Below are 23,200 nucleotides of genomic sequence, written 5' to 3' on the forward strand. Positions count from 1 at the left end.
TAAAATTACATTGCTATAGCTGCAAATATGAACCCCGCAAGACTTAACCAGACTGGATTCTGATTCTTTGCATCCCCATACCTTAGGAAGATATACATTTTTTGACGTAAGAAGCCAGAAAAGATCGTTTAAAATAAGTTAGACAGCGATCAAGCGATCATTTTAGTGGTAGCTATGGAACTTGCAGCCTATATCTATGATGCTTGGGCTTACGAACAAGCTCAACAAGAATCTCCAGATGAAGATCTACTTACTTTGGATGAAATTGACAATCCCCAATGTCAGGTAACTCCTCTTGTTTGGAATTCGATGGTGAAGCGGTGGCGCTCCTACTTACTATCAGCGATCGCTATTACGGGAATGAATAGTTTAAGCCTTAGTTTTGGCCAGCCTATTGAAGCTAGTCAATACCTTGAGCCATCGGTCAATGCTCCGCCTTGGTGTGAAAATCTATATCTATGTAATACCCGTTATGTCTTAGAAGTACAGACATTACTAGCTAACCGCGGTTTTGCTGTAGGTGAAATTGATGGGGTTTATGGTAGACAAACCAAGAGTGCGGTGATGGCATTTCAGAAATCCCAAGCAAATCTTGTTGTCGATGGTATTCCAGGGGAAAAAACCCTAGCATTACTGAAAAATCCTTCTCAAAATATTTTGCCAGTCCCGAATAAAAATCAACCTACAGTTCAAGACAACAACAGCAGCAATGGTATTAAACAAGTAATCATTGTTCGCCCTATTTCTCCGTCTAATGTTTCAAGCATAGACAGGTCTGAGATTGGCAATTTGCAGATCTTGCTCAAACAAAGGGGATTTTATCAAGGGGAAATTGATGGGCGACAGGGACAAACCACAGTTAACGCCATCTTGAAAGCCCAACAAGCCTATGGACTACTAGCAGATGGATTTGCGGGACCTTTAACAATTCGCGCTTTGCTGGCTGGCGGCACAAATGTTCCCCTTTCGCTAACGGCTTTTAATCAACCACCCACGACTCAGGATGTGTTGGCAATCCAACAACTACTCAAAGCCCGCGGTTTTTATGATGCTGAACTCAATGGGCTGTACGACCTTCGTACTAAAGATAGCATTGTCAATGCCCAAAATGCATATGGACAGAAGGCTACAGGAGAGCTGAGTCCAGAATTAATTGCATCTCTTAAAGGACAAGCTATGGAACCAATCGCCGTTCAGAATGTCCCAACCATTCAAAATAATACCAACAGTCAAGATATCCGTCCTAGTCCTACGGTTCCTAGCAATATTCCGTCTAGTAGTAATACTCAAAAACCAACTTCTAGCCAAAACTTACCACCCCAATCTCCGCAAAATACCAATTCATCCTAAATTAGCAACTTTATTAGCAACTTTTCGGAATCTCAAATCATCTAACTCCCTCTCTATCATTTCACTCCAATCATCTCAATAAGGTCTAAATTATGGAACTCCTAGCTTATATTCAAGAAGAATTTATCCGTGATGATCAAGCGATCGCTACAGACAGTAACACTCCTAACGTAAATATTGAGACAACTTTTCAAACTTGGCTAAAAAAATTAACTACTAAATCAGCCAAACTCAGCTTGAATGTCATTCTTGCAAGTACGACGATCCTCATTGGTTTAGGCTCGACCCTCAATGCACTCGCAGAAGTTACCCCATCATCGGACGTGAAGTATGTCCAGTCATTACTTGCCAAAAATGGCTTTGATCCTGGAGCGATCGATGGCGTAGCGGGAGCATCGACCAAAAATGCCATTATTCGCGCTCAACAGTCATTGGGACTAACTGCCGATGGCGTTGCAGGTAGCCGCACGATCGCAGCTCTCGAAAGTGGTGCTCCCGTTGCTAGCACATCTTCCAAAGCCGATGAAAGTACAACCACCACTGCCGTAACGCCTAGTGCCTCGGTGATGAATCTGCAAAAGTTGCTAGCAGATCGTGGTTTTTATAACGGTGCTGTTGATGGCATCATGGGCAATCAGACCCGTTCAGCGATCGTTGCTGCGCAAAAGGCTTACAATCTTACCCCCGATGGTGTTGCAGGTCCCCAAACTCTAGCAGCGCTCGAATCCGATAGCAAAGCTGTGGTCACACCCATAACTGCTACGACAAGTACGACCACAACCAAAAGCACTGAAGTCGCCAATCTCCAAGATTTGCTCAGCAAACGTGGTTTTTATAATGGTGCTATTGATGGCATCATGGGCAATCAGACCCGTTCAGCCATCATTGCTGCTCAGAAAAACTATGGCTTAGCCGCCGATGGTATTGCAGGAGCGCAGACCATTGCAGCCTTGGAATCGGGGAGCAGCAAGGTCAACATTGCAGCTCAAAATAGTGATGCTACCAAAGCCCCAGTGGCAAAAAGTAGTGACAGTGGTGTTTTAGCAGTCCAGCAACTGCTAGCTAAACGTGGTTTTTATAATGGAGCGATCGATGGAGTCAAAGGTCCTCAGACTAAAGCTGCGATCATTGCTGCCCAAAATGCCTATGGATTGACTCCTGATGGTGTGGCAGGTGTCCAAACTGTAGCAGCACTGGAAAAAGATACCAAAACAACAACATCTGCAAGCACCAAACCCACCAATCAGACTACAACCACATCAACGAAGACAAACTCATCGGTAACGGATGAGAATGTGGCAAATTTACAGAACTTACTGACCGATCGCGGTTTTTATAACGGGCCAATTACAGGTTTTCTTGGTCCCCGCACCAAGGCTGCCATTGTCGCCGCCCAGAAAGCCTATGGTTTAACCACCGATGGGGTGGCAGGCAGTCAAACTATTGCTGCCCTAGAATCAGGTGCGCCACGTCAACAAATTGCCGTCACTAACAATACCCCCACGGTAAGGGTAGTGCCACAGCCACAGGTAACCACTACACCTCAAGCCCCTGCACAACCACAGTTACAGCCCAAGATTCAGGTACAGCCACAGGCTCCACAGATACAGCTACAAGCTCCACAAGTACAGCTACCACAGCAGGTACAGCCACAAGCTAAAGTCACGCCTCAAGTTACACCCCAACCCCAAGAAACTGCTAAACCTCAAGTCCAACCCACACCAGCAACGCCAATAGCAACAGCAACACCAGCACCAACCACACAAGCAAGTGCCAGTAACGCTCAGGTTTTGGAATTGCAAAAGTTATTATCTAAGCGAGGATTTTATAATGGCAAGGCTGATGGTGTCTTAACAGCAGAAACGCGGAATGCGATCGTTAGAGCACAAAACTTTTACACGATTACTCCTGCCGATGGCGCACCAAGCAATAAACTGATTGATAGTCTTAGTAAAGATACATTTATTTCCGAAGGCAATTAAGTCAGATGCGGTTCCGTAATCTTGCGATTAACTTGGGTGCGATCGCCATTTTTGCTGCGATCGCTCTCAGTTTGCAATTTCCTAAGTTAAATCAACGTTTGAGTGGACAGACCCTAGAAGAGACTCGTAAGGGAGTCATAGAAGAAGAAGCACGTCTGAAGGTAATTAGACAACTGCCTTCCCGTGGGTTTGGCTTTAATAATATGATTGCCAATTTTACTTTTTTGCAGTTTTTGCAATACTTTGGTGACGATATTTCCAGAAATAAATTTCAAACGGGATATAGTCTCAGTCCCCGCTATTTTGAAAATATCATCGAGCGCGACCCTCGATTCTTGAGTAGCTATCTATATATGTCAGCTAGCGTATCAATGTTTGCAGGAGCGCCGAGAGATGCCATCAATATTTATGAAAAAGGATTGCGATCGCTTAATCCCGATATCCAACCCACTGCCTATACTGCTTGGCGATATAAAGCTACTGATCATCTATTATTTCTCGGCGATGCCAAAGGTGCGAGAGAGTCCTATCTCAAAGCGGCTGAATGGGCTGATCGTGTTAGTTCAACCGCAAAAACCTTTGAAGATCCTAAGCTAGCCGCCGATCTATCTCGTCAATCAGCAAAGTGGTTAGAAAAGGAGCGGGATCTTACCAAAGCACAGGTAGGAGCTTGGTCTCTAGTTTTGCAAAATGCTGTAGATAAGAAAACAGTCCAAATTATTGCTCAAGAGGTAGATAAGCTGGGCATGAAAATCGATATTCAAAATGACAGACTAGTTATTGTCCCAAAAAATTCTTCTAAATAAGAAAGGGGTGCTTTGTACCCCTTTCTTATTAATTAGCTTGTAGCCATTTTTGGGCATTTAAGCGTTGAATCACACCAAATACGAGCAAATCGAGAGGAGCTTTACGCTCATCAATCAAAAATGGTTCGATGGTGCTTGGCGATCGCCCTGCATCAGCACAGGAAAAAGCCTTCTGAGCATTGATATCTGACTTAGAAAAATAAACTGTAAATTGGCGTAAACCCTGCGCCCATAAACCACGTACTTGAGAATTATTAAATTCTAGTTGCAGATCACTCACACCCTGCTTACCAAAGGCTTTAGTCAAAGCTGGTAGATAGTGCGTGTTAATAAATTCTTCAAAGGGTAAATCTTCGATCGCAGGTGGCTTTTCGGCTTTAGGTTTCGCCGCAGGTTTTGCCTGAGATTCTTCAGAAGTTGGTGCAGTTTCAGACATAAATTTTTGAAATATTACTAAAGAATTACTAAAGAAATTTATTGAGCTTCTGTATTGACGATCTGGGGTAAGCCCATGCTGTAGTTGAGCGAACGATGATTGAGATTGTAGGTAACTTCGCCCTGTTGCAACAGCGATCGCACAAAATGCTCTAAATCTGAACCAATGCGACGGAGATTGTAATCTGTGAGGTCAGCGCCTTTATATTCCGCCACCAGCTCATCAAACTTGCGATATACCTTTTGGATAGCGCCATCTGTCCAGTTCAGTTCATTGTCTGGATCAACATCTAAAGTCAATGTGTTTTCACTATCGATGAGTTCATCGTTATCCTGATCCACAATGGCAGCATAAATCTGGATATGACGAGTTGTAGATTTGAGCGGCATAGAGGTTTGTGGGTTTAGCTAGGTTGGTAATTAAAATATCTAAGAACTAACTTTAGATTATTGCAAACTTTGAAGAGTTCCTAACCAAACAATTTCTCTATACATATATAAAGAAGTTACAACACCAAGCACAATACAGCGCTTTGCGCGTTCTCGAAACCCAGATAAATTTTGAAAAAGCTTGCTTCGCAAGCTTTTTCAAAATTTATCTGTATTACACAAACCCTAAATAGGCTGTAACTTCATAAAAAGAGGAGGTGCAAAGCACCTCCTCTTTTTAACTAGCTAGATATTCCTGCATTCTAGCCTTACGCTTGCGAAGATAATCCATCGCTTGGCGTTCTAATTGTCTTACTTGCTCACGACTTAAATCCATGCGTTTACTGATGCTCGCTAGAGACATCTCCTGACCATCATCTAAGCCATAGCGTAAAACCATAACTTGACGCTGCTTTTCAGGTAATTCTTTAAGCAAGCTCTGAATATCAGTACGCAGAGATTCCCGCTCAACGTAAATATCAGGAGAACGTCCCGTATCTTCGAGGAGTTCCGCAAGTTCTGTATCCTGATTATCGCCAATGCGTAGATCAAGAGAAATTGGTTGACGCGATAGCGATAAACATTCGCGTACCTGTTCAGTTTTGATATTTAGCTCATAGGCGATTTCGGCGACCGTAGCTACTCGACCGAGATCTTGCGATAACTGACGTTGAGCCTTTTTGATTTTATTGAGCTTTTCAGTAATGTGGACTGGCAAGCGGATCGTTCTGGCTTGCTGGGCGATCGCTCTGGTAATTGCCTGACGAATCCACCAATAGGCATAGGTCGAGAACTTAAATCCCTTAGTGGGGTCAAACTTATCTACGGCACGTTCTAATCCAAGAGTTCCTTCCTGTACTAAGTCTAGAAGTTCTAGATTACGCTTTTGATATTTTTTAGCGACAGAAACAACCAAGCGAAGATTCGCTTCGATCATTTTGCGCTTAGCTCTTGTGCCAATACGAATATTACTATGCAGAACTGTTGGATCTAATCCTACAGCTTCAGCCCACTCTTGCTCAGTTGGTAAGCGATCGCTATTTTGGGCAAGTTTTTCCTGCGCCTCAAACAGCACCATCATCTGCTGTACTTGCTTGCCGTAGATAATTTCCTCTTCATTACTAAGGAGAGGAATTTTTCCGATTTCATGCAAATAAGTGCGAACCATGTCAGCAGACAGCCCAACCTGCTTGTTAGGTTGCCTATCCACTGGATGTGATGTGAGTTGGGTCAATGGTTCTTCAGACATATCGCTCCTCATGTTTTAAACTAAGCGTTTTCTAAGAGTGCTTCTCCAAGACCAGAAGGCGGAGACCCAAAAGACTTAATAAAACCTGACAACTTAACTCGCAGATCTAGAAGTTATGGAGCCTCACAGCTTATAATCATAATCTTTAAGTTTTGTAAAAATGAGATACTAATTTGTTATTAGTATTAAGGCTATTTTGTACAATACAGGATCAACCTTTTTATCTCTTGCGTCTGGAGTTACATATTATTACAAATCAACTAAAAAAGTCAAAGGGCGGCTATCACTATCTATCTAAGGATTCGATTGCATTTTCACTAGGTATTTACACTCATCACTTCTATCTTTTTTGAATAGCCCTAATGTCATTTATCTAAATACTGAGAAAGTAAATAGAAAGTCTTAATTCTAGAAACTTGTTACAAGATATAGATAACTTATAGAAAAGAGACGACCTACTAATTTAGATTTCATCAATATTCAATAACCTAGGTAATCAACAATCACATCAAAATTGATATAGCGGTCAGGTATTCATGTTTTAGATATAAGGACTAGCTGAATCTTAAACTGGTGACAAAAATCTGTTAGGGCAGTATATACATAAGTCCTGAACAAACTATATGTAACTTTAGGAAGATGATTGTTAGCAATGAAGAGGAAACTTATCTTACTGACTGCCAGAAATAAAATGACTAAAGCTTGAATGCAGGGGTTCCCTATAATCTTGTTTTTAGCTTTATCTGGATACTTTGACTAGGATTAATTTTAGAAAATTAGAATCTACATTAATTATTCCCTGTAATCGCAGTTACGCATCTTTAATTTTGTTTAAGAAAGTTAAGCATACTGAATCTTCATCCCTGTAGATGATGAATGATAACCATTAGTCTTGGAGATAATTGTCACAAATGCTTCATTTGGGATCTTGTAAAGTTTGATAATTTTGATCATCAAAGTAAAATAATAAAATGCGATCGCTCATTTGGGTGAAGTCAAATATTAAAAGGAATAGATCAAATCTAGTTTGTTCAAAGATTGCTCAATAAATTAGGTTTGCTAGAATTTGATTTGTGAAGCATTTTGTAATTCTCGAATAATTCTCGAAATCACTGGGGCGATCACAAATCGGTTTAACTTAATCAACTATTTCTAAAAAACAGAACATACCCAAGCCCAGTCTTGACACAATTAGAAATACCAAGAAGATGTTGTAACTCAACCTCATCTCTTCCTTACATGTAAATATTTGGTAAATATAAAGATTTTTACAATCAGGGAACTTGCTAACCTAATCTATAGACCTAAAAGATACATAAGCGTATACCAATCCAGAGAAGTACAGAGTTGTGTCCCCGCCTTCGGTACGGACACAACCTTCTATACATCGCTTGCTTGAAAAGCGCTATAACTAACCACAGCCTAAGTAGAGTACTTAAGTAGAGTAAGTAAAATTGCTGTTGTCTTCTACTGAAATCTCTGGCAAATATAACTAAAAATATCAGGATGATTACACCAATGATGTTGACAAAGATGGCAACTCAGCACCCAAGGCGAAAGGCGATCGCTCTAAATGCAATTTGTCTTGGAGCAGTTTGTTTAACTTCTGTAGTAGGTTGTTTCGGCTTTGCACCTTCAGCTTTTGCTCAATACGGGTTGGGACTGCCAAAATCTGCAAGTGCAGGTGGGGCAACTAGAACTACGAATATTCAGATTCTATCGGTTATCCTTCTTGTGCCAATGGATGGGGCAAAAACTCTAGCTAGTAGACCGACATTTCTTTGGTACATTAACTTGCCAGAAGAACCTAATAAGCCCACATCAAATAGGTTCTCAAATGTCAGTGACAAGAAAAACTCCATCAAGGTAACTTTCTTTTTGCGTGACGGGAATGAAACAAAATCGGTCAGAATCTTTGAAGCTGAAGGTAAAGCCGAGAAATCAGGGCTTTACAGATTTACATTGCCAGAAGTTGCACCTGAATTAGTTACAGGAAAAATACAACGTTGGCAGGTTCGTTGTGAAATGAACGGGATTCAAACTGACGTTTATGCCCCCATTCGACGGGATGTAGATCCTGCTGTTATAACAGCGATCGCTTCTAGCAACAACGATTTAGAGAAAGCAAGAATCTACGCCAAAAATACTTACTGGTATGATGCGCTCAATGCTTACACAAGCTGGCTATCTCAAAATCCTAAGGACAATGTAGCTAGTACTGAGCGCAATGAGTTATTAAAGGTCGGTTTGAAAAACCATTTCGCCTTTATAGTCAAATCAGAAGATGACAATAACACAACTGAAGAATTCAACTCAGCCAAATTTGCCAACTTTTTGTCAAAACTAGATGAGAACAAAAATGTCATATCTATCGAGCTAAAACCCAAAAAAAAGTAAGAGGGGATGTTTACTAGCAGTTTGTATTTTGGGCAGTCCCCAAAATACAAACTGCTAAAAGTTTCATATCTACAGAGCGAGTCAAAATGATATGATGTGCCAAAAGTCTCGATATTTAAGGTTGTTGAGATCGTTAAGGCAAAGCTATGGCAGATAACTCAGGTAATTTTTGGGGAGGTTTTCTCTTCGGTGCTGCTATTGGCGGCGTAGTTGGCGCATTAGTGGCTATTAAGCTCACTGAGCCAGAAGATGAGAACATGGATCTCCAGTCCGAAGGCGATCTAATCCTTGATAAGCCTCAGACCTCTAATGAATTTGCGCGGCGTAATCTCGAAAAGAAAATTGCTCAGCTCAACGCAGCGATCGACTCAGTAAGCCAAGAATTAGCGATGACTGAAGGCAAAAATGGGCGGAAGCAAACCGTTGAATCATTGCGTGATTTGAATGTTGACGATAAATGATGGTAAATAAGGTGTGACAGGTTAAATTTACCTTAGGTAAATTTAACCTCTCTTTTTACTGGATTCATTAGAATGATGGTAGCTATTTTCTTTAATTGTTCCCCAACCTAACCAACCTCTATGGCATCTCTTATTATTGTTGATACAGTCGGTAAGTTTCTCCAAATCTATTCGATTCTCCTCATCATTCGTATTCTATTGACTTGGTTTCCGACCGTTGACTGGTATAAGCAACCTTTTGCCACCCTTAGCCAAGTTACAGATCCCTATTTGAATTTATTTCGGTCAATTATTCCTCCTTTAGGTGGCATGGACTTTTCACCAATCCTTGCATTTCTAGCACTTAACCTGATGCAAAATGCTCTTGGTCTGATTGCCAGAAACGCAATGGGCTTTTAAGGTAAGCTTGAATTAAAGCTTATTTACGCTGGTTCACGTTAGGAAATATACATGACGGGTTTGTTAAATTTGAGCGGGAAAACTGCTCTTGTGACTGGGATTGCCAACAATCGGTCGATCGCTTGGGGCATTGCTCAGAAGTTACATCAGGCTGGTGCAAGTCTAGGGATAACTTATTTGCCAGACGATCGCGATCGCAACAAAAGTAAAGTTGCAGAGTTGACCGATCCTTTAACCCCAGACTTTTTATTGCCTTGCAACGTACAGGATGATGCACAGGTTGATTCTCTCTTTGCTTCGGTGGCAGAGAAATGGGAAAAGATCGATATTTTGGTGCATTGTCTCGCCTTTGCGAACAAAGAAGACTTGTCTGGCAATTTTACAGATATTTCCCGCGCAGGTTTTCAGCTAGCTATGGATGTGAGTGCGTACTCATTGATCCATCTATGTCGTGCTGCAAAGCCCCTCATGAAAGATGGTGGTAGTGTGATTACCCTCACCTACATTGGTGGCGCAAAGGTAGTACCTAATTACAACGTCATGGGCGCAGCTAAGGCGGCTTTAGAAATGAATGTTCGTTACTTAGCGTCCGATATGGGACCAGACAATATCCGCGTTAATGCCATTTCCGCAGGTCCAATCAGAACTCTAGCTTCGGCAGCGATCGGCGACTTCCACAAAATGTTGCACCATTACGAGGAAACTGCACCGTTGCGTCGCTTAGTGACACCTGAAGATGTTGGTAATGTGGCAACTTTCTTGGGTAGCGATCTCTCTAGTGCCGTAACTGGGCAAATTATTTATGTAGATTCTGGCTACGAAGTCATGGGTGCTTAGTTGTTGCAACTAGCCATCCTCATATCTACCTTGGATTTGTAGTGCAGGCATCTTGCCTGCATCGCTTTTAAGAGTTTCAGGCAAAAATGCCTGTGTTTAGGTTTTTACAAGATTCAATCTTAAAAAAATTCCCATGCAAACGGATATCTTCAAAGAGCTATTTCCACTATTTGATGCAGCTAGTGTCGAGACTTTGGAATGGCTCCTCGCTGAAGCAGTAGAACGAGATTATCCTGCGGGGCGGGCAGTGCTTATGGAGGATGCTTGGGGCAATGCTGTCTATTTCATTCTCTCTGGTTGGCTAAAAGTCAGATTTTTGAGAAGTCAGGATGCAACAACTCTAGCAGTATTAGCTCATGGCGACTTCTTTGGGGAAATGGCAATTCTTGATGAGTCTCCTCGCTCAACGGATGTGGTCGCTTTTACGCCAGTGCGTGTTTTGACTATTCCCGCCCAAAAGTTTATTCAGTTTTTGTTTAAAGATCCGCAACTGCATCATCGGATGTTGCAGTTAATGGTGCGACGGTTACGCAAAACTAATCAGCGCATCCAGTTACGCCAGCAAGTACCTGCGGTGAGGATTGCCACGATTTTGACTGGTTTAGCCGATACCTATGGAAGTAGGACTGATTTAGGGGTGGATATCTTCAATTTGCCTATCCAAGATATTGCCGATCTGTCAGAGGTAAATCCTGAAGATACTAATAAGGTTTTAGAAAAGATTAAAGACAAGGGTTGGATTGCGATCGATCCTAAGCGGCAAGTGATGACAATTACCAACGAAAAACAAATGGCTCAGCTAGCTACATTTCGCTAAAAGCCCCTAAAAAAATCGTTTCGGTTTAAGCTGACAAATTTTAAAAGCCCAAGACTTTTACTCTTGGGTTTTGAGAGAGGGTTTGCTACGCAAACCCTCTCTCAAAATTAACCCGAGCTCGTGTTAAAAAGAACAAGGGGGGCTTTAGCCCCCCTTGTTCTAAATTGCTAAAACTAGTTTGCCTGTCATTGAGCCTGTTTCTAATAATTGATGAGCCTTGGCAGCATCAGCTAGCTGAAATACTTCACTTACATGGATTTTGAGTTTACCTGAGTTAAATAACTTTGCGCCTTCGGCAAGAATATGAGCTTGTTTAATTTGCAGATCGCCACGCCCTAATAGCATCGGGGTGAGCATTAGCTCGAAACTAAAGCGGAGATTGCGAGTACGGGCAACTTTCCAGCTTATATCGGCAGGTGGTTCCAGAATGGTGATCAGATCGCCATAGACCTGCACCGCAGGAAAAGTTTGCTCGATTAATTTGCCACCGACAGTATCAAAGGCAATGCTGACACCTTCGCCATTTGTCCATGCGATCGCGGCTTCAACAAAATCAGTTTGTTTATAGGCGATCGCTAAATCTGCACCTATCCCTCTCACAAACCTTGCTTTAGCTTCAGAGCCAATCGTGGTCGCGACCTTAGCTCCTTTGAGCTTAGCTAGTTGGATCGCAACATGCCCCACACCACCTGCTCCTGCATGGATCAGGACATGGGGACTTGTTGATGCGTCGAGTCTACCGCGATCATATAGAGCTTCCCATGCGGTGAGCAAAACTAGTGGGGCAGCCGCAGCTTCTTCAAAACTGAGGGATTTAGGCTTATGGGCGGCGAATTTTTCATCAATAGTAGTTAATTCTGTGTAATTCCCTTGGTGTGATCCTAAGCCACCATTACAGAAGTACACTTCATCACCAACTTTAAATTTAGTAACATCTGCACCGATCGCTTCGACAATTCCTGCCCCATCACAGCCAAGAATTGATGGCAAGCGATCGGGCTGAAATGTGCCACGACTACGCAGTTTGGTATCAATGGGGTTAATACCTGCGGCTTTGAGACGCACCAGAATCTCAGTAGACGATTGAATCGTGGGTTCATTTACATCAGCAAGTTGCAACACATTGGGCGCACCTGCTGCGGTCATCAAAATGGCTTTCATTGCTATTTACGGGGTAATTTTATAGTTCTATTCAAATAGTCTGCGCGAAGCGCAGACTATTTGATAGAACTATCGTTAATTTTTAGAATGTATTGTCAGAAAGATGATTAAAAGGCGATTAATTGTTAGGTTTAGCACTAGGTGAAGGTGGTTGACGTATAGCATTAGTATTGTTATCCCCTGTGCGAGGGGCGCTCTGAACTGCGCGGGTTTGCCAATCTCCAAAGAAGCGATTCATCGCAGTAAAACCTAGGACTGCCGCCCCACTCATAATTATTAACAAAACAATGATGGTTGTCCAAGTCTCGACCATTTCGGAGATGCCATAGCGAGTGCGATAGGGATCGATCTTGCACTGATTGTCGCGATCGCGGGCAATGATGGGGCGACGAAACCGTAAGCGATGATCATCTAGCTTTTCTAATAAAATCCAGCCTGCCTGAGCTTCTTCAGCACAAACTCGATTCAATACTTTACGACTGCGGAAACCACCGCTACTAGTACGCAAGATTTTAAATTCCCAGCCCTTAGGCTGATCGCTAGACGTATTGGACTCATAGCGAGTGAGGTTTTCTTCTTCCACTTCTTCCCGCCGCTTATTACCTTGTTTTGCTCGAAATATTCTGTCGATAATCACAGCCTGAATCCCAACATCGAGAATTATAGTACTTATGATGATTGCGTTTACGGTCAGCATATATGCTTGACGAGTACTTGAGATGTCATGATTTTTATAGCTTAGGACTAGATATTACGAAACAGCCAATCCTAACCAGATGTTAATACTTTAGTGGGGATAGTGCTGATCATACTAAACGAATAATTAAAAAATATTTTTAAAAAATGTCTTTAAAACGTATCTTTACAAATAAGATTCATAGCGTTATTTCAGCTTTATAGTCTGCAAAAGTATACATGCAGATGGAGGCTATTGCACTCAAGATATTGTCTGAAATCTCTCAAGATATTGACTGTATATTGTCAGCTTTGAAAACTACTATATGATAAATAAATAAAGATCAGCCATAAGCTTTTGATAAACACCTATGAATTCTATTGTCTTGATGGCAGAAGTGCTAACCGATCCCGAATTGCGCCGTACTCCCGATAACCAAAGTTCGATCGCTTCATTTCTTGTCCAGTTTGCAGGCGGACGTGCCGAAGAAGCCCCTTATCGTATCAAGGTCGTGGGCTGGAATAATTTGGCGGATGAAATTATGGAGAAATATCATAAAGGAGATCAAGTGGTAGTAGAAGGTCGTCTCCGCCTTGATACTGTTGATCGCGGTACTTACAAAGAAAAACGTACTGAATTGGTTGCTCAACGAGTTCATAGCTTTGGATCTGGCAGCACAGCAAGTATAACTGCTACACCAACTGCTGCACCTACACGTAGTCCTAGAGCAAATCCATCTACTGCGCCCAGTAATGCTGCTGTACCGACATCAAGCTATGTACCTGTAGCATCTCCCGCAACCAATGCTCCTGACTATGACGATATTCCGTTTTAAATAAAATAACTGGTGTTACGTGGAAGGTTGTAAAGCCCTCACCCCTAGCCCCTCTCCCGCAGGAGAGGGGAACAAGAAAATAATATGGGTTTTACTCCCCTTCTCCTGCGGGAGAAGGGGTTGGGGGATGAGGGTTCCACTTAACGCTTCTCAAATAAATAGGGGGTGCAAAAGCGCCCCCTATTTATTTAAGAGGCGTTATCCTCTCTAAAGCTTGTTCCGCAGATAAAAGCCTTGAAATGCGTACCTGTGCGATCGCAACCTTACTGCCATCATTACTCACAATGAGATCGCGATTATTCGATAAATCTTCGGGGATCGCCTCTACCGCTTGGATTGACTCTTCAACTTTATAAAGAACCATTTCCTCTCTATCGTCAACCAAATAAACCCCGATGGGAATTATGATCGGTCTCCGTCGCCAAGCCATTTCGTTCCATAAGCCTGAAACATCCCATACTCTCCGTACCCGCCAACCTTGAGCCAGAAAAAAGTACTTCATAATTAAGCCAGCTATAGAATAATTGGCGCTTTGCGCCATTATTCTAATGTTATAAGAGCCGATGATGAGATTTGAACTCACGGCCTGCTGATTACGAATCAGCTGCACTACCCCTGTGCTACATCGGCAAGTCAAACACAAATTTTTTGCGAAAGCTATTATAACATCATCGCACATTTTATAAAATCTAGAAAAACTTACAGACTATGGGATTTGTCTTAGGTAAATTGGGACTAGGCTTTCGTCGTGTTGTTACCATCGGTTCCTTAAGTATGGGCATCGCGATCGCCTGTACTAATATCTTGGCGAAACCAGCCCATAGTGCTGAACAAATCCGCTTTTGGTATTCCCCTGCTGGCGAATTTACCATTTACATCAGCGATTTAGAGCAATTTGCTAAGCAAGGAAAATTGAGTAAGCGCTTAGAGTTCTATCTCGGACGCTTATCCTCGGAACAACAAAATCAACTGCGCGAAACCTTAGCAACTCGTTACAACATCAGTCATGTCACGGCTGCTCAGTTTGCCTATTCGCCTATTGGTGAGATCTTGATGCGGCGACTGGGTAGGATTTTGCAGATCACTCCCCAACACAATGGATTTTCGTCGCTACGAGCAGCTCTGATTCTCTCGGCTCAAAGTGATGAAGGGCTAACTATTCTCAATGTCTTACAAAGATATCCCGTACCGATTATTTATCTAGATCTGCCGCGAGGTTTGCAAGCTTATGCAGAAGTTTCACAATTGCTCTACAAAAAGGAACAGGCGATCGCTGCCATCGAAAAACAAGCGATCGCCGAATCAAGCCTTAATCCCACTGAAAACAAGTCTCTAGATATTGCTAAACCCGATCTGCGCGTGATGGGCAATGTACAATGGACAAAGGAGAAATTTACCTATTTACAACGCGATCGCAATGTCAGGATTTCGGCAGAGCTATATTTACCCAAGGACTTAACCAAACCTGCGCCATTAATTGTGATCTCCCACGGACTTGCCTCTAATCCTGATACTTTTCAATATCTATCTCAACATCTCGCTTCCTATGGATTTGCTGTCGCCGCACTAGAGCATCCGAAAACAGGTAGTCGTGACTTTGCGGCTTTTCTTTCTGGATTGAGTAAGTCTCCACAGTCTGAAGAAGCAATTCAACAACCTCTTGATGTGAAATATTTATTGGATGAGCTAGAACAGAAGGCTAAAACCGACCCAATCTGGCGCGATCGCTTGAATTTTGAACAGGTTGGTTTAATTGGACATTCCCTTGGCGGTTATACAGTTTTAGCTTTAAGCGGCGCTCAACTAAACTTCAATCAAATCAATCAAGAATGCAGTACCCCTGAACCAAATATCGCTTCATTTAATGTTGCCAAAATTTTGCAATGTCGCTTTAGTTCCTTAGATACCAATAATACTAATCTTAGCGATCGCCGTATCAAAGCAGTTTTAGCCTTAAATCCTCTTGGTGGCAGTACTTTATTAGGTAAAGAGGGAGTGCAAAATATTAAGATTCCCGTTGCCATTTTTGCTAGTGGTGATGATATCTTCACCCCTGCGGTTCCTGAACAGTTTTTCCCCTTTGTATGGCTCACGAATCCCCATAAATATTTAGTAACTTTCCCTAAAGGAACACATTTCTCCTTTTTAGAAAGAAGCGATCGCGGGGTGCTGATTGTGCCAGAAAGTGTAGTAGGTGAGAAGCCAGAATTTACTCATCCCCATACCAAAGCCTTAAGTCTTGCCTTTTTTCAAACCTATCTCAATCAGCGTCCCGAATTTACTAGTTATTTAACTAATAACTATGTACAAGCGATCGCCTCGCCAAGATTTCCTGCTTCGTTAACTACCAATTTTTCGGAATCACAACTCTTGCAATCCCTAGATTTAAAACCATAGATTTAAAAGAATGGCGATGCTTTGTACCATCTCCAATTTTATTTCTGCAAACGCTTGAGTTCATCCTGTAAAGCTTGAACTTTGCTTTTTAGCTGATCTACATCATTCACTGTCTGATTAGAGCTACCATCCTCTTCATCATCAATGGAAATCGTGCGGGGTTCTTCTTTGCCTGTAGGATTTGGAGAGCTTTCCCCAATTGGTTTTTGAGAATTTTTTACAAGGTCATCTACAAATTTTCTAGCTTCCTCGGTGGTCATTTCACCTCTTTCCACTAATTCATCAGCCAGTTTACTAGCTTGAGTGCGAAGTTCATTGAGGGTCTCGCCTGCTTTTTCACCTGCAACCGTCGCCAAGCCTAGACCTAGATAAAATGCTTTTTGGACGATGCCACCAAATGGATTCATTGCCATTACTCCTAATGTAATAAATTTAGTATGGGTAGTACAAAACACCACTCAACCTTGAATTCTTTACATTATATCGTGATCAATCTGAAATCATGCAATTTCCCAATTGGCTATCGCAAAGAGCTGTTCAAAAAAAAGAAGCGATCGCACTTATCTCCAGATCTCCCAATCATCCAATAGCACATTGGACATATGCCCAATTGGAAACTGAAGTTAATCGTTGGGTAGAGCATTTACAATCCTTGGGGATAAAATCAGGCGATCGCGTTGGTTTGTTGCTAACTAATCAGCCCCAATACATCATGTTGGTTCATGCGTTGGTGAAATGTGAAGCCGTAGCTGTCTTTTTGAATATTCGTCTTACTGTTGATGAATTACATTGGCAATTAGAAGATAGTCAAACCAAATATCTTATTTGTGATGAATTTACTCAGTTCATAGCTCATGATTTGGGAAGTGATATAGAGAACTTAATAGTTGAGAATTGCCCTCACCCCCTAGCCCCCTCTCCCGATGGGAGAGGGGGGACAGGAAGATTTTCTCGCTCTGAGCGAAGGTTGGGGGTAGATGGCTTACTTAACTTAGAGGATATACAGGGGATTTTTTATACTTCGGGAACAACTGGGAAGCCAAAGGCAGTTCCATTAACCTATAGTAATCATTTTTATAGTGCGATCGCTTCAACTTTAAATCTAGGCACTTATGAAGATGACAACTGGTTACTATGTATGCCTCTGTTTCATGTGGGGGGACTAGCGATCGCATGGCGAAGTGTGACTAATGGAACTACGATTACACTGTTACCGAAGTTTGATGAGCAGGAAGTACTAGAAGCGATCGCTAATGAAAAAGTGACGATCATTTCCCTTGTGCCGACCATGCTGACTCGCTTATTAAAACATCCCCACTGGCAAAATCTTCAAAATCTACGTGCAATTCTCTTGGGTGGCGCACCTGCTAGTAAGGAATTAATTGAGCAATGTCTGCAATTAAATTTACCGATAATGCCGACCTATGGCATGACCGAGACGGCTTCTCAAGTTGCTACATTGTTATCTCATGAGGTCACTCTCAAACAAGGTTCTTCGGGTTTACCGCTATTTGGTAATCGATTTCGCATAGTAAATTTAGATAATCCTCAACAAGAAGTTCCCATTGGTGAAGTTGGACAAATCCTTGTGCAAGGCGCAAGTGTGATGAATGGCTATCTCCACCAGATAGAGAATAATGCGGTTAAGGATGGTTGGCTATATACAGGAGATCTCGGTTATTGCGATCGCGATGGCTATCTCTATGTGGTCAGTCGTCGCTCCGACTTGATTATCAGTGGTGGTGAAAATATTTATCCTACGGAAATCGAATCGATTTTGTTAGAACATCCTGCAATTTTAGAGGTCTGTGTAGTGGGAATTAGCGATCGCGAATGGGGCGAGATCGTGTCAGCAGTAATGGTGACTAGAGCAGAGTTATCACTGGATGATGTGAGAAGCTTTTGTGAACAAAGATCGCTAGCTCGCTATAAATTGCCAAAATCCATCCATATTTGGGAATCTCTACCCAAAACCGCTTCAGGTAAATTATTACGCCAAAAGATTCGCGAACATTTAGATTGTAGTGTTGGTAATTTCACCGAAGGTGAGAATCCCAACACTACAATAGATGCGGGTTTTCAAGAATGACTGTTTATTAAAAAATCAATTCTAGTAAGAGTTTTGAGTTTTCATTTTGCCTACGGCAAAATGAAAACCGCTATAAATACCAAGACGATTGGTTACAATTAAGATAGCTGTATTATGGATAAAAATCATACTCATGACATTATGGAAAATTAAGCTGCTCTACGATGGCGCTTGTCCCCTCTGTGTGCGCGAAGTCAACTTCTTAAAACGTAAAGATGGCGATCGCGGTTTGATTAAATTTGTGGATATCGCCGCCGATGACTATGCCCCCAAAGACAATGCAGGTATCGACTTCGAGACCGCAATGGGGCGCATCCATGCCATATTACCGAATGGGGGAATTATCCAAAATGTGGAAGTATTTCGCCAAACTTACGACATCCTCGGCATTGGTTGGATTTATGCAATTACCAAGTTGCCATTAGTCGGATGGCTAGCTGATGCTCTCTATGGAATTTGGACGGACTATCGACTCTTGCTGACAGGTCGCGCTGATTTGAAAACCGTTGTCGCGGAACGTGAGCAACGCCTCAAAGCTTGTGAAGAACGCTGTGCGATCGCGAATGGGGCGATCGCGAATAGGGAAACATCATGATTATTGCTTGGTTGGCGATCGCGGTCATCTGCTTTGTAATTGGCTTTGCCCTCAACAAACTCTTTCCTGCGGACTATAAATGGTTTATGCGCTTGCGTCGTCCCCGATGGCTGACCTTTGAGGGGGCAATTCCCTTCATTTGGATCTCAATTTTTATTTGTGGTATTACCTCTGCGGCTTTCCTCTGGGAAGCACAGCCAGCGACCGTTAACACATGGTTGCTTATGGTTAGTTATGGCATTGTCGAGATTGCGATTTTAGCCTATACCCCAGTAATGACCCGTTTACGAAATGTAAGGGTTGGCGCGATCGTGGGGGCGATCGGTTTTATATTGGGAGTGATTTTAACGGCTCAGGTTTGGCAAGTTTCCAGCCTGTCAGGATGGCTCCTTGTCCCATATTTGCTATGGAGTCCTGTGGGCACATATGTAACATGGGTCATGGCACGACTTAATCCACCCGAAATATAGATGGCTATCCCCATATATTATTAGGACATCCAATCAATTTAATAGAGTTACGGGGCAAAGTCCCGTAACTCTATTTTGGGTTAACCGCATTCATCCAAACAAGTTTATTCATCGTATATACATCAACCAATAGGAACTAAGCCCAACATGACAGTTAAACATTTAAAGATTCTGCATCAGCATAATGCAAACATAAATCAAACCTTTGAAAAAGATGGACATGATGTTGTTCAAGGATTAACTGGAAATCCAAAAACTCTTCCACCAAAATACTTCTATGACGATCGCGGATCGGAATTGTTTGAGCAAATTTGCGAACTTCCCGAATATTATCCAACCCGTACCGAAGCATGGATATTAAATAAATATGCTGATGAAATCGCTGATATTACAGGTTCCTGTGAATTAGTGGAATTAGGTAGCGGTAGTTCTACTAAAACCCATTATTTACTGAGTGCTTATCAAAAAGCTGCAAATTCCCTAAAGGAAGTCATCCCCGATGCCTTTAGTTATATTCCCATTGATGTCAGTGGTGGCATTCTCAAAACGACAGTCTTACATTTACAAGAAAAATATCCCGATCTCACCCTTGAGGGATTAATCGGCACATACGATGAAGCTTTGCTTTATCTTGGTAAAAATCACTCGCGAGCACGAATGATTTTCTTTTTAGGTAGTTCCATTGGCAACTTTAACGAAGCAGAATCAAATGAGTTCTTAAATAAGGTTTCCCATGCTTTAACACAAGGTGATTATTTTCTATTAGGAATTGATTTACAAAAGCCCAAAGATATTCTCGAAGCCGCTTATAACGATAGTCAGGAAGTAACGGCTGCCTTTAATTTGAATATGCTTGCCCATTTGAATTGGCGCTTTCAAGGCAATTTTGATTTAAGTCTATTTAAGCATCAAGCCATTTATAACGAAATTGATCATCAAATTGAAATGTATCTGTACGCGCAAGTAGAACATCAAGCATCCCTAGATATTCTCGATCTCAAGGTGCAGTTTCAATCAGGTGAAAGCATTCTCACTGAGATTTCGCGTAAGTTTGACTTAGAGAAAGTGCAAGCTCAATTGCGATCGCAAGGTTTAGAAACCGTCAAAATCTGGACAGATCCCCAAAAATGGTTTGGCTTAGTGCTTTGTCAAGTTCTCTAAATTACTTTGAAAGTTCTGCTTCGCAGCACTTTCAAAAAATATTTTAATTAGGAAAATCTATGCAACCACCCAATCTCCACCATTGCGATCGCCAAGATATTCTTGCTTATTGCCAACGTGCTTGGCAAATTGAAGACCATTTGATGAAAAGTTTAATTAGTCCCGAAACTTTCTATCTTAATCCCGACCCTTTACGCAATTTATTGATCTTCTATTTAGGACATTCGGCAGTCTTTTACATCAATAAGCTAGTCCAAGTTGGCTTAATTACCGAACGCATCAATCCTCATTTTGAAAGCCTCTTTGAAATAGGAGTCGATCCCGAAAAGCCCGATGAAATTGAGAGCATTTTCGATAATCTACGGCAAGCGGATGTGATAGAAGTATGGGCATATCGGCAGCAGGTCTATGACAGGATCAGTGAGTTGATCAATGATGTAGCGATCGCTTTGCCCATAAGCCAAGAGCATCCCCTTTGGGCGCTGATGATGGCGATCGAGCATCAGTATATTCATATTGAAACTTCTTCCATGTTGATTCGCCAATTACCTGTGGATAAGTTGCAACGCCCTCAAGGTTGGAATTATGCACCTGCCAATGGCTATACCAAACCTAATGAAATGATCGAAATTGCGGGAGGATCGGTACGCTTTGGGAAGCCCCAAGACTCCAATCTCTATGGTTGGGATATTGAATATGGCGATCGCATTATCGATGTGGCAACGTTTCAAGCGAGTAAACACCTAATTACTAACGCCGAATTTCTCGACTTTGTCAAAGATGGCAGCTACGAAAATCAAGACTATTGGCATGAGTCAGCGTGGGCTTGGAAAGTTCAGCATGATGTCAAACATCCTAAATTCTGGATTCCTGATGCTGATAGCTACAAATATCGCGCCATGTTTGATGAAATCGCGATGCCCTTTGATTTTCCTGTGGAGGTAAATCATCATGAAGCGATCGCCTATTGTCGCTGGAAAGGGAATAATACGCGCCTCATGACTGAAGCTGAATATCATCTCGCAACCTATGGTACTGGGCTAAGCTCATCACAGGTTGAGGATAATTCTGGCTTTAATCTCAACTTAAAGTTTGCTTCGCCTAGTCCCGTAGGCTATCTCGAATCAGCGAAAAGTTCATCAGGTCTCTACGATCTGCGCGGTAATGTTTGGGAATGGCTGAGCGATCATTTAACCCCTCTCAATGGCTATCAACCCCATTACCTCTATGAAAATTATTCCGCACCATATTTTGATACGAAGCATAATATGATGGCTGGTGGCTCATGGATTACCAGTGGAACCGAAGCTTATCCCCATTATCGCAACTGGTTCCGTCCTAACTTTTTCCAACATGCAGGTTTTAGAATCGCCTTAAGCAATATCACTTCTATATAACGTATACCAATCTAGTGCAGTACAGGGTTTTGTCCCCACTGAAGGTGGGGACAAAAAACATTTGCACCATACATCGCACGGAGCAAATAGAAAGAAACTGACGTTACGTCAATTGGAAAATATCACTAGTTATTGGTAATTCAACATTAATGGTAGTGCCTTGCCCATACGCACTGGCAATTGAGAAATTTCCTTTATAAATTTCAACAACTTTCTGAGCAATTTTCAATCCCAGACCAATTCCTTGCTGTTCATAAAGTTTACGTTCAAATTGGGTAAAAGCACCTATTTTACTAATTTGTTCTTCAGTCATTCCCCTACCTTGGTCAGAAATTGACAGATGGAATAGAGCGTTTTCTAATCTACTAGTTACTTTAACAGGAGTACCAGCTTGGGAAAATTTAAAGGCATTTTCGATTAACTCATTGATCAAGCATAGAAAATCTTTCTCGTTCATAGAAATCTCTATATTTTCAAGATCTAAAACTAGATCATTTAAACGGCTATCAGCTTTAATATTGGAGGTTGTTTCAATCAACACATGGGTGGGCAAATCTAAGTAATATGTATTTCTGCTCTCATCAACTCTGGGATGAATTGCTAGAACTTCTAATTTTGCATATTGCATGAATTTTCTAGTTAAATTTTCTAATCTCTGTATTGATAATTTAGCCAAAGTTAACCATTCATAGATTTCCTCAGGCTTCATATTTTGATAGTCTGCCATCATCATACTAATCGCACCAAATACACCATTTAAAGGTGTGTTAAGTTCCTGAGGAAGCGTAGAAGATAAATTTCCGCATAAATCATCCATATTATTTTGCAAGAGATGAATTGTATTTTCTTGCAACTTTGATAAAGCACTAATCTGATCGTACTGTTCCTTAATTCGCAGCATGGATTTAATTCTTGCCCCTAATTCCATCCGATCAACAGGCTTACTAATAAAGTCGTCAGCCCCTGATTCTAAACAAAGTGCAATATCTTTTTTAGCAGTAAGAGCAGTCACCATGATAATAGGAACATGTTTCCATTCTGCCATTGCTTTGATTCTCTGACACACCTCGATACCATCCATTTTGGGCATCATCACATCGAGCAAAATTACATCGGGCTGATAATATTTCAGCTTGGCGATCGCCTCTTGCCCACTAGCTGCATAATGGAGAGTATATGACTGCTTAGATAGAAGCGTTTGAATTACATCAAAGTTATAGGTTTCGTCATCAATGATTAAAATAGAAGGCATATTTG

At 41.8% G+C, this 23,200-nt stretch carries 23 protein-coding genes and 1 tRNA gene; 15 read left to right on the plus strand and 9 right to left on the minus strand.

The window, feature by feature from the left end:
- The first annotated feature begins 174 nt into the window (after positions 1-174).
- The 3 genes from NMG48_RS06015 to NMG48_RS06025 all read left to right on the plus strand — a co-directional run bounded on the left by NMG48_RS06015 (position 175) and on the right by NMG48_RS06025 (position 4,138).
- Complete coding sequence (locus NMG48_RS06015; protein ID WP_271254410.1) at positions 175-1,350, plus strand: peptidoglycan-binding domain-containing protein; 1,176 nt, start codon at positions 175-177, stop codon at positions 1,348-1,350.
- 92 nt (positions 1,351-1,442) lie between these two features.
- Complete coding sequence (locus NMG48_RS06020; RefSeq protein ID WP_271254411.1) at positions 1,443-3,332, plus strand: peptidoglycan-binding domain-containing protein; 1,890 nt, start codon at positions 1,443-1,445, stop codon at positions 3,330-3,332.
- A gap of 5 nt (positions 3,333-3,337) precedes the next feature.
- Positions 3,338-4,138, plus strand: coding sequence for a hypothetical protein (locus NMG48_RS06025; RefSeq protein WP_271254412.1), 801 nt, complete (start codon positions 3,338-3,340; stop codon positions 4,136-4,138).
- A 28-nt stretch (positions 4,139-4,166) separates the two neighbouring features.
- Here the strand turns inward: NMG48_RS06025 and NMG48_RS06030 are convergent, their stop codons facing one another.
- From NMG48_RS06030 to NMG48_RS06040, 3 genes are all read right to left on the minus strand, one after another.
- A complete protein-coding gene (locus NMG48_RS06030) occupies positions 4,167-4,574 on the minus strand; it encodes a DUF2996 domain-containing protein (RefSeq protein WP_271254413.1) in 408 nt (135 codons plus the stop codon).
- Between the two features lie 38 nt (positions 4,575-4,612).
- Positions 4,613-4,963: an NAD(P)H-quinone oxidoreductase subunit M gene (locus NMG48_RS06035; protein ID WP_126388999.1), complete on the minus strand. Its 351-nt coding sequence runs from the start codon at positions 4,961-4,963 to the stop codon at positions 4,613-4,615.
- Positions 4,964-5,240: 277 nt separating this feature from the next.
- Positions 5,241-6,170 (minus strand): RNA polymerase sigma factor, RpoD/SigA family, encoded by a 930-nt coding sequence (locus NMG48_RS06040; protein ID WP_271255246.1) that lies wholly within the window; start codon positions 6,168-6,170, stop codon positions 5,241-5,243.
- A gap of 1,599 nt (positions 6,171-7,769) precedes the next feature.
- Here NMG48_RS06040 and NMG48_RS06045 point away from each other — a divergent pair.
- The 5 genes from NMG48_RS06045 (at position 7,770) to NMG48_RS06065 (ending at position 11,162) form a co-directional block, all read left to right on the plus strand.
- A complete protein-coding gene (locus NMG48_RS06045) occupies positions 7,770-8,648 on the plus strand; it encodes a DUF928 domain-containing protein (RefSeq protein WP_271254414.1) in 879 nt (292 codons plus the stop codon).
- 146 nt (positions 8,649-8,794) lie between these two features.
- Positions 8,795-9,109, plus strand: coding sequence for a hypothetical protein (locus NMG48_RS06050; protein WP_271254415.1), 315 nt, complete (start codon positions 8,795-8,797; stop codon positions 9,107-9,109).
- Positions 9,110-9,229: 120 nt separating this feature from the next.
- A complete protein-coding gene (locus NMG48_RS06055) occupies positions 9,230-9,508 on the plus strand; it encodes a YggT family protein (RefSeq protein ID WP_126389005.1) in 279 nt (92 codons plus the stop codon).
- Positions 9,509-9,568: 60 nt separating this feature from the next.
- Entirely contained in the window at positions 9,569-10,345 is a 777-nt protein-coding gene (gene fabI, locus NMG48_RS06060) for an enoyl-ACP reductase FabI (protein ID WP_271255247.1), read from the plus strand.
- 133 nt (positions 10,346-10,478) lie between these two features.
- On the plus strand, positions 10,479-11,162 hold the full coding sequence (locus tag NMG48_RS06065) for a Crp/Fnr family transcriptional regulator (protein WP_126389007.1): 684 nt from the start codon (positions 10,479-10,481) through the stop codon (positions 11,160-11,162).
- A 159-nt stretch (positions 11,163-11,321) separates the two neighbouring features.
- Here the strand turns inward: NMG48_RS06065 and NMG48_RS06070 are convergent, their stop codons facing one another.
- Together NMG48_RS06070 and NMG48_RS06075 are read right to left on the minus strand one after the other, a co-directional pair.
- Positions 11,322-12,323: a zinc-dependent alcohol dehydrogenase family protein gene (locus tag NMG48_RS06070; protein WP_271254416.1), complete on the minus strand. Its 1,002-nt coding sequence runs from the start codon at positions 12,321-12,323 to the stop codon at positions 11,322-11,324.
- 118 nt (positions 12,324-12,441) lie between these two features.
- A complete protein-coding gene (locus tag NMG48_RS06075) occupies positions 12,442-13,020 on the minus strand; it encodes a hypothetical protein (protein ID WP_271254417.1) in 579 nt (192 codons plus the stop codon).
- Positions 13,021-13,369: 349 nt separating this feature from the next.
- Between NMG48_RS06075 and NMG48_RS06080 the strand changes: the two genes are divergently transcribed.
- Positions 13,370-13,834 carry a single-stranded DNA-binding protein gene (locus NMG48_RS06080; protein WP_271254418.1) on the plus strand — a complete coding sequence of 155 codons (465 nt, stop codon included), beginning with the start codon at positions 13,370-13,372 and terminating at the stop codon, positions 13,832-13,834.
- A gap of 184 nt (positions 13,835-14,018) precedes the next feature.
- Here NMG48_RS06080 and NMG48_RS06085 read toward each other — a convergent pair whose 3' ends face one another.
- Positions 14,019-14,336 carry a hypothetical protein gene (locus NMG48_RS06085; RefSeq protein ID WP_271254419.1) on the minus strand — a complete coding sequence of 106 codons (318 nt, stop codon included), beginning with the start codon at positions 14,334-14,336 and terminating at the stop codon, positions 14,019-14,021.
- 56 nt (positions 14,337-14,392) lie between these two features.
- Positions 14,393-14,464 (minus strand) — tRNA-Thr (locus tag NMG48_RS06090).
- Between the two features lie 78 nt (positions 14,465-14,542).
- Here NMG48_RS06090 and NMG48_RS06095 point away from each other — a divergent pair.
- A complete protein-coding gene (locus NMG48_RS06095; RefSeq protein ID WP_271254420.1) occupies positions 14,543-16,231 on the plus strand; it encodes an alpha/beta hydrolase in 1,689 nt (562 codons plus the stop codon).
- 38 nt (positions 16,232-16,269) lie between these two features.
- Here the strand turns inward: NMG48_RS06095 and NMG48_RS06100 are convergent, their stop codons facing one another.
- Positions 16,270-16,638 carry a phasin family protein gene (locus NMG48_RS06100; protein ID WP_271255248.1) on the minus strand — a complete coding sequence of 123 codons (369 nt, stop codon included), beginning with the start codon at positions 16,636-16,638 and terminating at the stop codon, positions 16,270-16,272.
- A 95-nt stretch (positions 16,639-16,733) separates the two neighbouring features.
- Here NMG48_RS06100 and menE point away from each other — a divergent pair, with 95 nt between their 5' ends.
- The 5 genes from menE (at position 16,734) to ovoA (ending at position 21,943) form a co-directional block, all read left to right on the plus strand.
- A complete protein-coding gene (gene menE / locus NMG48_RS06105; protein ID WP_271254421.1) occupies positions 16,734-18,320 on the plus strand; it encodes an o-succinylbenzoate--CoA ligase in 1,587 nt (528 codons plus the stop codon).
- A 133-nt stretch (positions 18,321-18,453) separates the two neighbouring features.
- Positions 18,454-18,915, plus strand: a complete 462-nt coding sequence (locus tag NMG48_RS06110) for a thiol-disulfide oxidoreductase DCC family protein (RefSeq protein ID WP_271254422.1) — start codon at positions 18,454-18,456, stop codon at positions 18,913-18,915.
- Positions 18,912-19,385: a TspO/MBR family protein gene (locus tag NMG48_RS06115; RefSeq protein ID WP_271254423.1), complete on the plus strand. Its 474-nt coding sequence runs from the start codon at positions 18,912-18,914 to the stop codon at positions 19,383-19,385. Before NMG48_RS06110 ends, NMG48_RS06115 begins: the two co-directional genes overlap by 4 nt.
- Positions 19,386-19,532: 147 nt before the next feature.
- A complete protein-coding gene (egtD, locus tag NMG48_RS06120) occupies positions 19,533-20,546 on the plus strand; it encodes an L-histidine N(alpha)-methyltransferase (protein WP_271254424.1) in 1,014 nt (337 codons plus the stop codon).
- 59 nt (positions 20,547-20,605) lie between these two features.
- Entirely contained in the window at positions 20,606-21,943 is a 1,338-nt protein-coding gene (gene ovoA, locus NMG48_RS06125) for a 5-histidylcysteine sulfoxide synthase (protein ID WP_271254425.1), read from the plus strand.
- A gap of 103 nt (positions 21,944-22,046) precedes the next feature.
- Here ovoA and NMG48_RS06130 read toward each other — a convergent pair whose 3' ends face one another.
- Positions 22,047-23,195 carry a hybrid sensor histidine kinase/response regulator gene (locus tag NMG48_RS06130; protein WP_271254426.1) on the minus strand — a complete coding sequence of 383 codons (1,149 nt, stop codon included), beginning with the start codon at positions 23,193-23,195 and terminating at the stop codon, positions 22,047-22,049.
- Positions 23,196-23,200: the final 5 nt, after the last annotated feature.

Origin of the sequence: Pseudanabaena sp. Chao 1811 (assembly GCF_027942295.1) — a bacterium.
Classification (GTDB): domain Bacteria; phylum Cyanobacteriota; class Cyanobacteriia; order Pseudanabaenales; family Pseudanabaenaceae; genus Pseudanabaena.

Coding starts and splice junctions, on each gene's coding strand:
- NMG48_RS06015 (WP_271254410.1), top strand. CDS start 175: ATGGAACTTGCAGCCTATATCTATGATGCTTGGGCTTACGAACAAGCT.
- NMG48_RS06020 (WP_271254411.1), top strand. CDS start 1,443: ATGGAACTCCTAGCTTATATTCAAGAAGAATTTATCCGTGATGATCAA.
- NMG48_RS06025 (WP_271254412.1), top strand. CDS start 3,338: ATGCGGTTCCGTAATCTTGCGATTAACTTGGGTGCGATCGCCATTTTT.
- NMG48_RS06030 (WP_271254413.1), bottom strand. CDS start 4,574: ATGTCTGAAACTGCACCAACTTCTGAAGAATCTCAGGCAAAACCTGCG.
- NMG48_RS06035 (WP_126388999.1), bottom strand. CDS start 4,963: ATGCCGCTCAAATCTACAACTCGTCATATCCAGATTTATGCTGCCATT.
- NMG48_RS06040 (WP_271255246.1), bottom strand. CDS start 6,170: ATGGTTCGCACTTATTTGCATGAAATCGGAAAAATTCCTCTCCTTAGT.
- NMG48_RS06045 (WP_271254414.1), top strand. CDS start 7,770: ATGATGTTGACAAAGATGGCAACTCAGCACCCAAGGCGAAAGGCGATC.
- NMG48_RS06050 (WP_271254415.1), top strand. CDS start 8,795: ATGGCAGATAACTCAGGTAATTTTTGGGGAGGTTTTCTCTTCGGTGCT.
- NMG48_RS06055 (WP_126389005.1), top strand. CDS start 9,230: ATGGCATCTCTTATTATTGTTGATACAGTCGGTAAGTTTCTCCAAATC.
- NMG48_RS06065 (WP_126389007.1), top strand. CDS start 10,479: ATGCAAACGGATATCTTCAAAGAGCTATTTCCACTATTTGATGCAGCT.
- NMG48_RS06070 (WP_271254416.1), bottom strand. CDS start 12,323: ATGAAAGCCATTTTGATGACCGCAGCAGGTGCGCCCAATGTGTTGCAA.
- NMG48_RS06075 (WP_271254417.1), bottom strand. CDS start 13,020: ATGCTGACCGTAAACGCAATCATCATAAGTACTATAATTCTCGATGTT.
- NMG48_RS06080 (WP_271254418.1), top strand. CDS start 13,370: ATGAATTCTATTGTCTTGATGGCAGAAGTGCTAACCGATCCCGAATTG.
- NMG48_RS06085 (WP_271254419.1), bottom strand. CDS start 14,336: ATGAAGTACTTTTTTCTGGCTCAAGGTTGGCGGGTACGGAGAGTATGG.
- NMG48_RS06095 (WP_271254420.1), top strand. CDS start 14,543: ATGGGATTTGTCTTAGGTAAATTGGGACTAGGCTTTCGTCGTGTTGTT.
- NMG48_RS06100 (WP_271255248.1), bottom strand. CDS start 16,638: ATGAATCCATTTGGTGGCATCGTCCAAAAAGCATTTTATCTAGGTCTA.
- menE (WP_271254421.1), top strand. CDS start 16,734: ATGCAATTTCCCAATTGGCTATCGCAAAGAGCTGTTCAAAAAAAAGAA.
- NMG48_RS06110 (WP_271254422.1), top strand. CDS start 18,454: ATGACATTATGGAAAATTAAGCTGCTCTACGATGGCGCTTGTCCCCTC.
- NMG48_RS06115 (WP_271254423.1), top strand. CDS start 18,912: ATGATTATTGCTTGGTTGGCGATCGCGGTCATCTGCTTTGTAATTGGC.
- egtD (WP_271254424.1), top strand. CDS start 19,533: ATGACAGTTAAACATTTAAAGATTCTGCATCAGCATAATGCAAACATA.
- ovoA (WP_271254425.1), top strand. CDS start 20,606: ATGCAACCACCCAATCTCCACCATTGCGATCGCCAAGATATTCTTGCT.
- NMG48_RS06130 (WP_271254426.1), bottom strand. CDS start 23,195: ATGCCTTCTATTTTAATCATTGATGACGAAACCTATAACTTTGATGTA.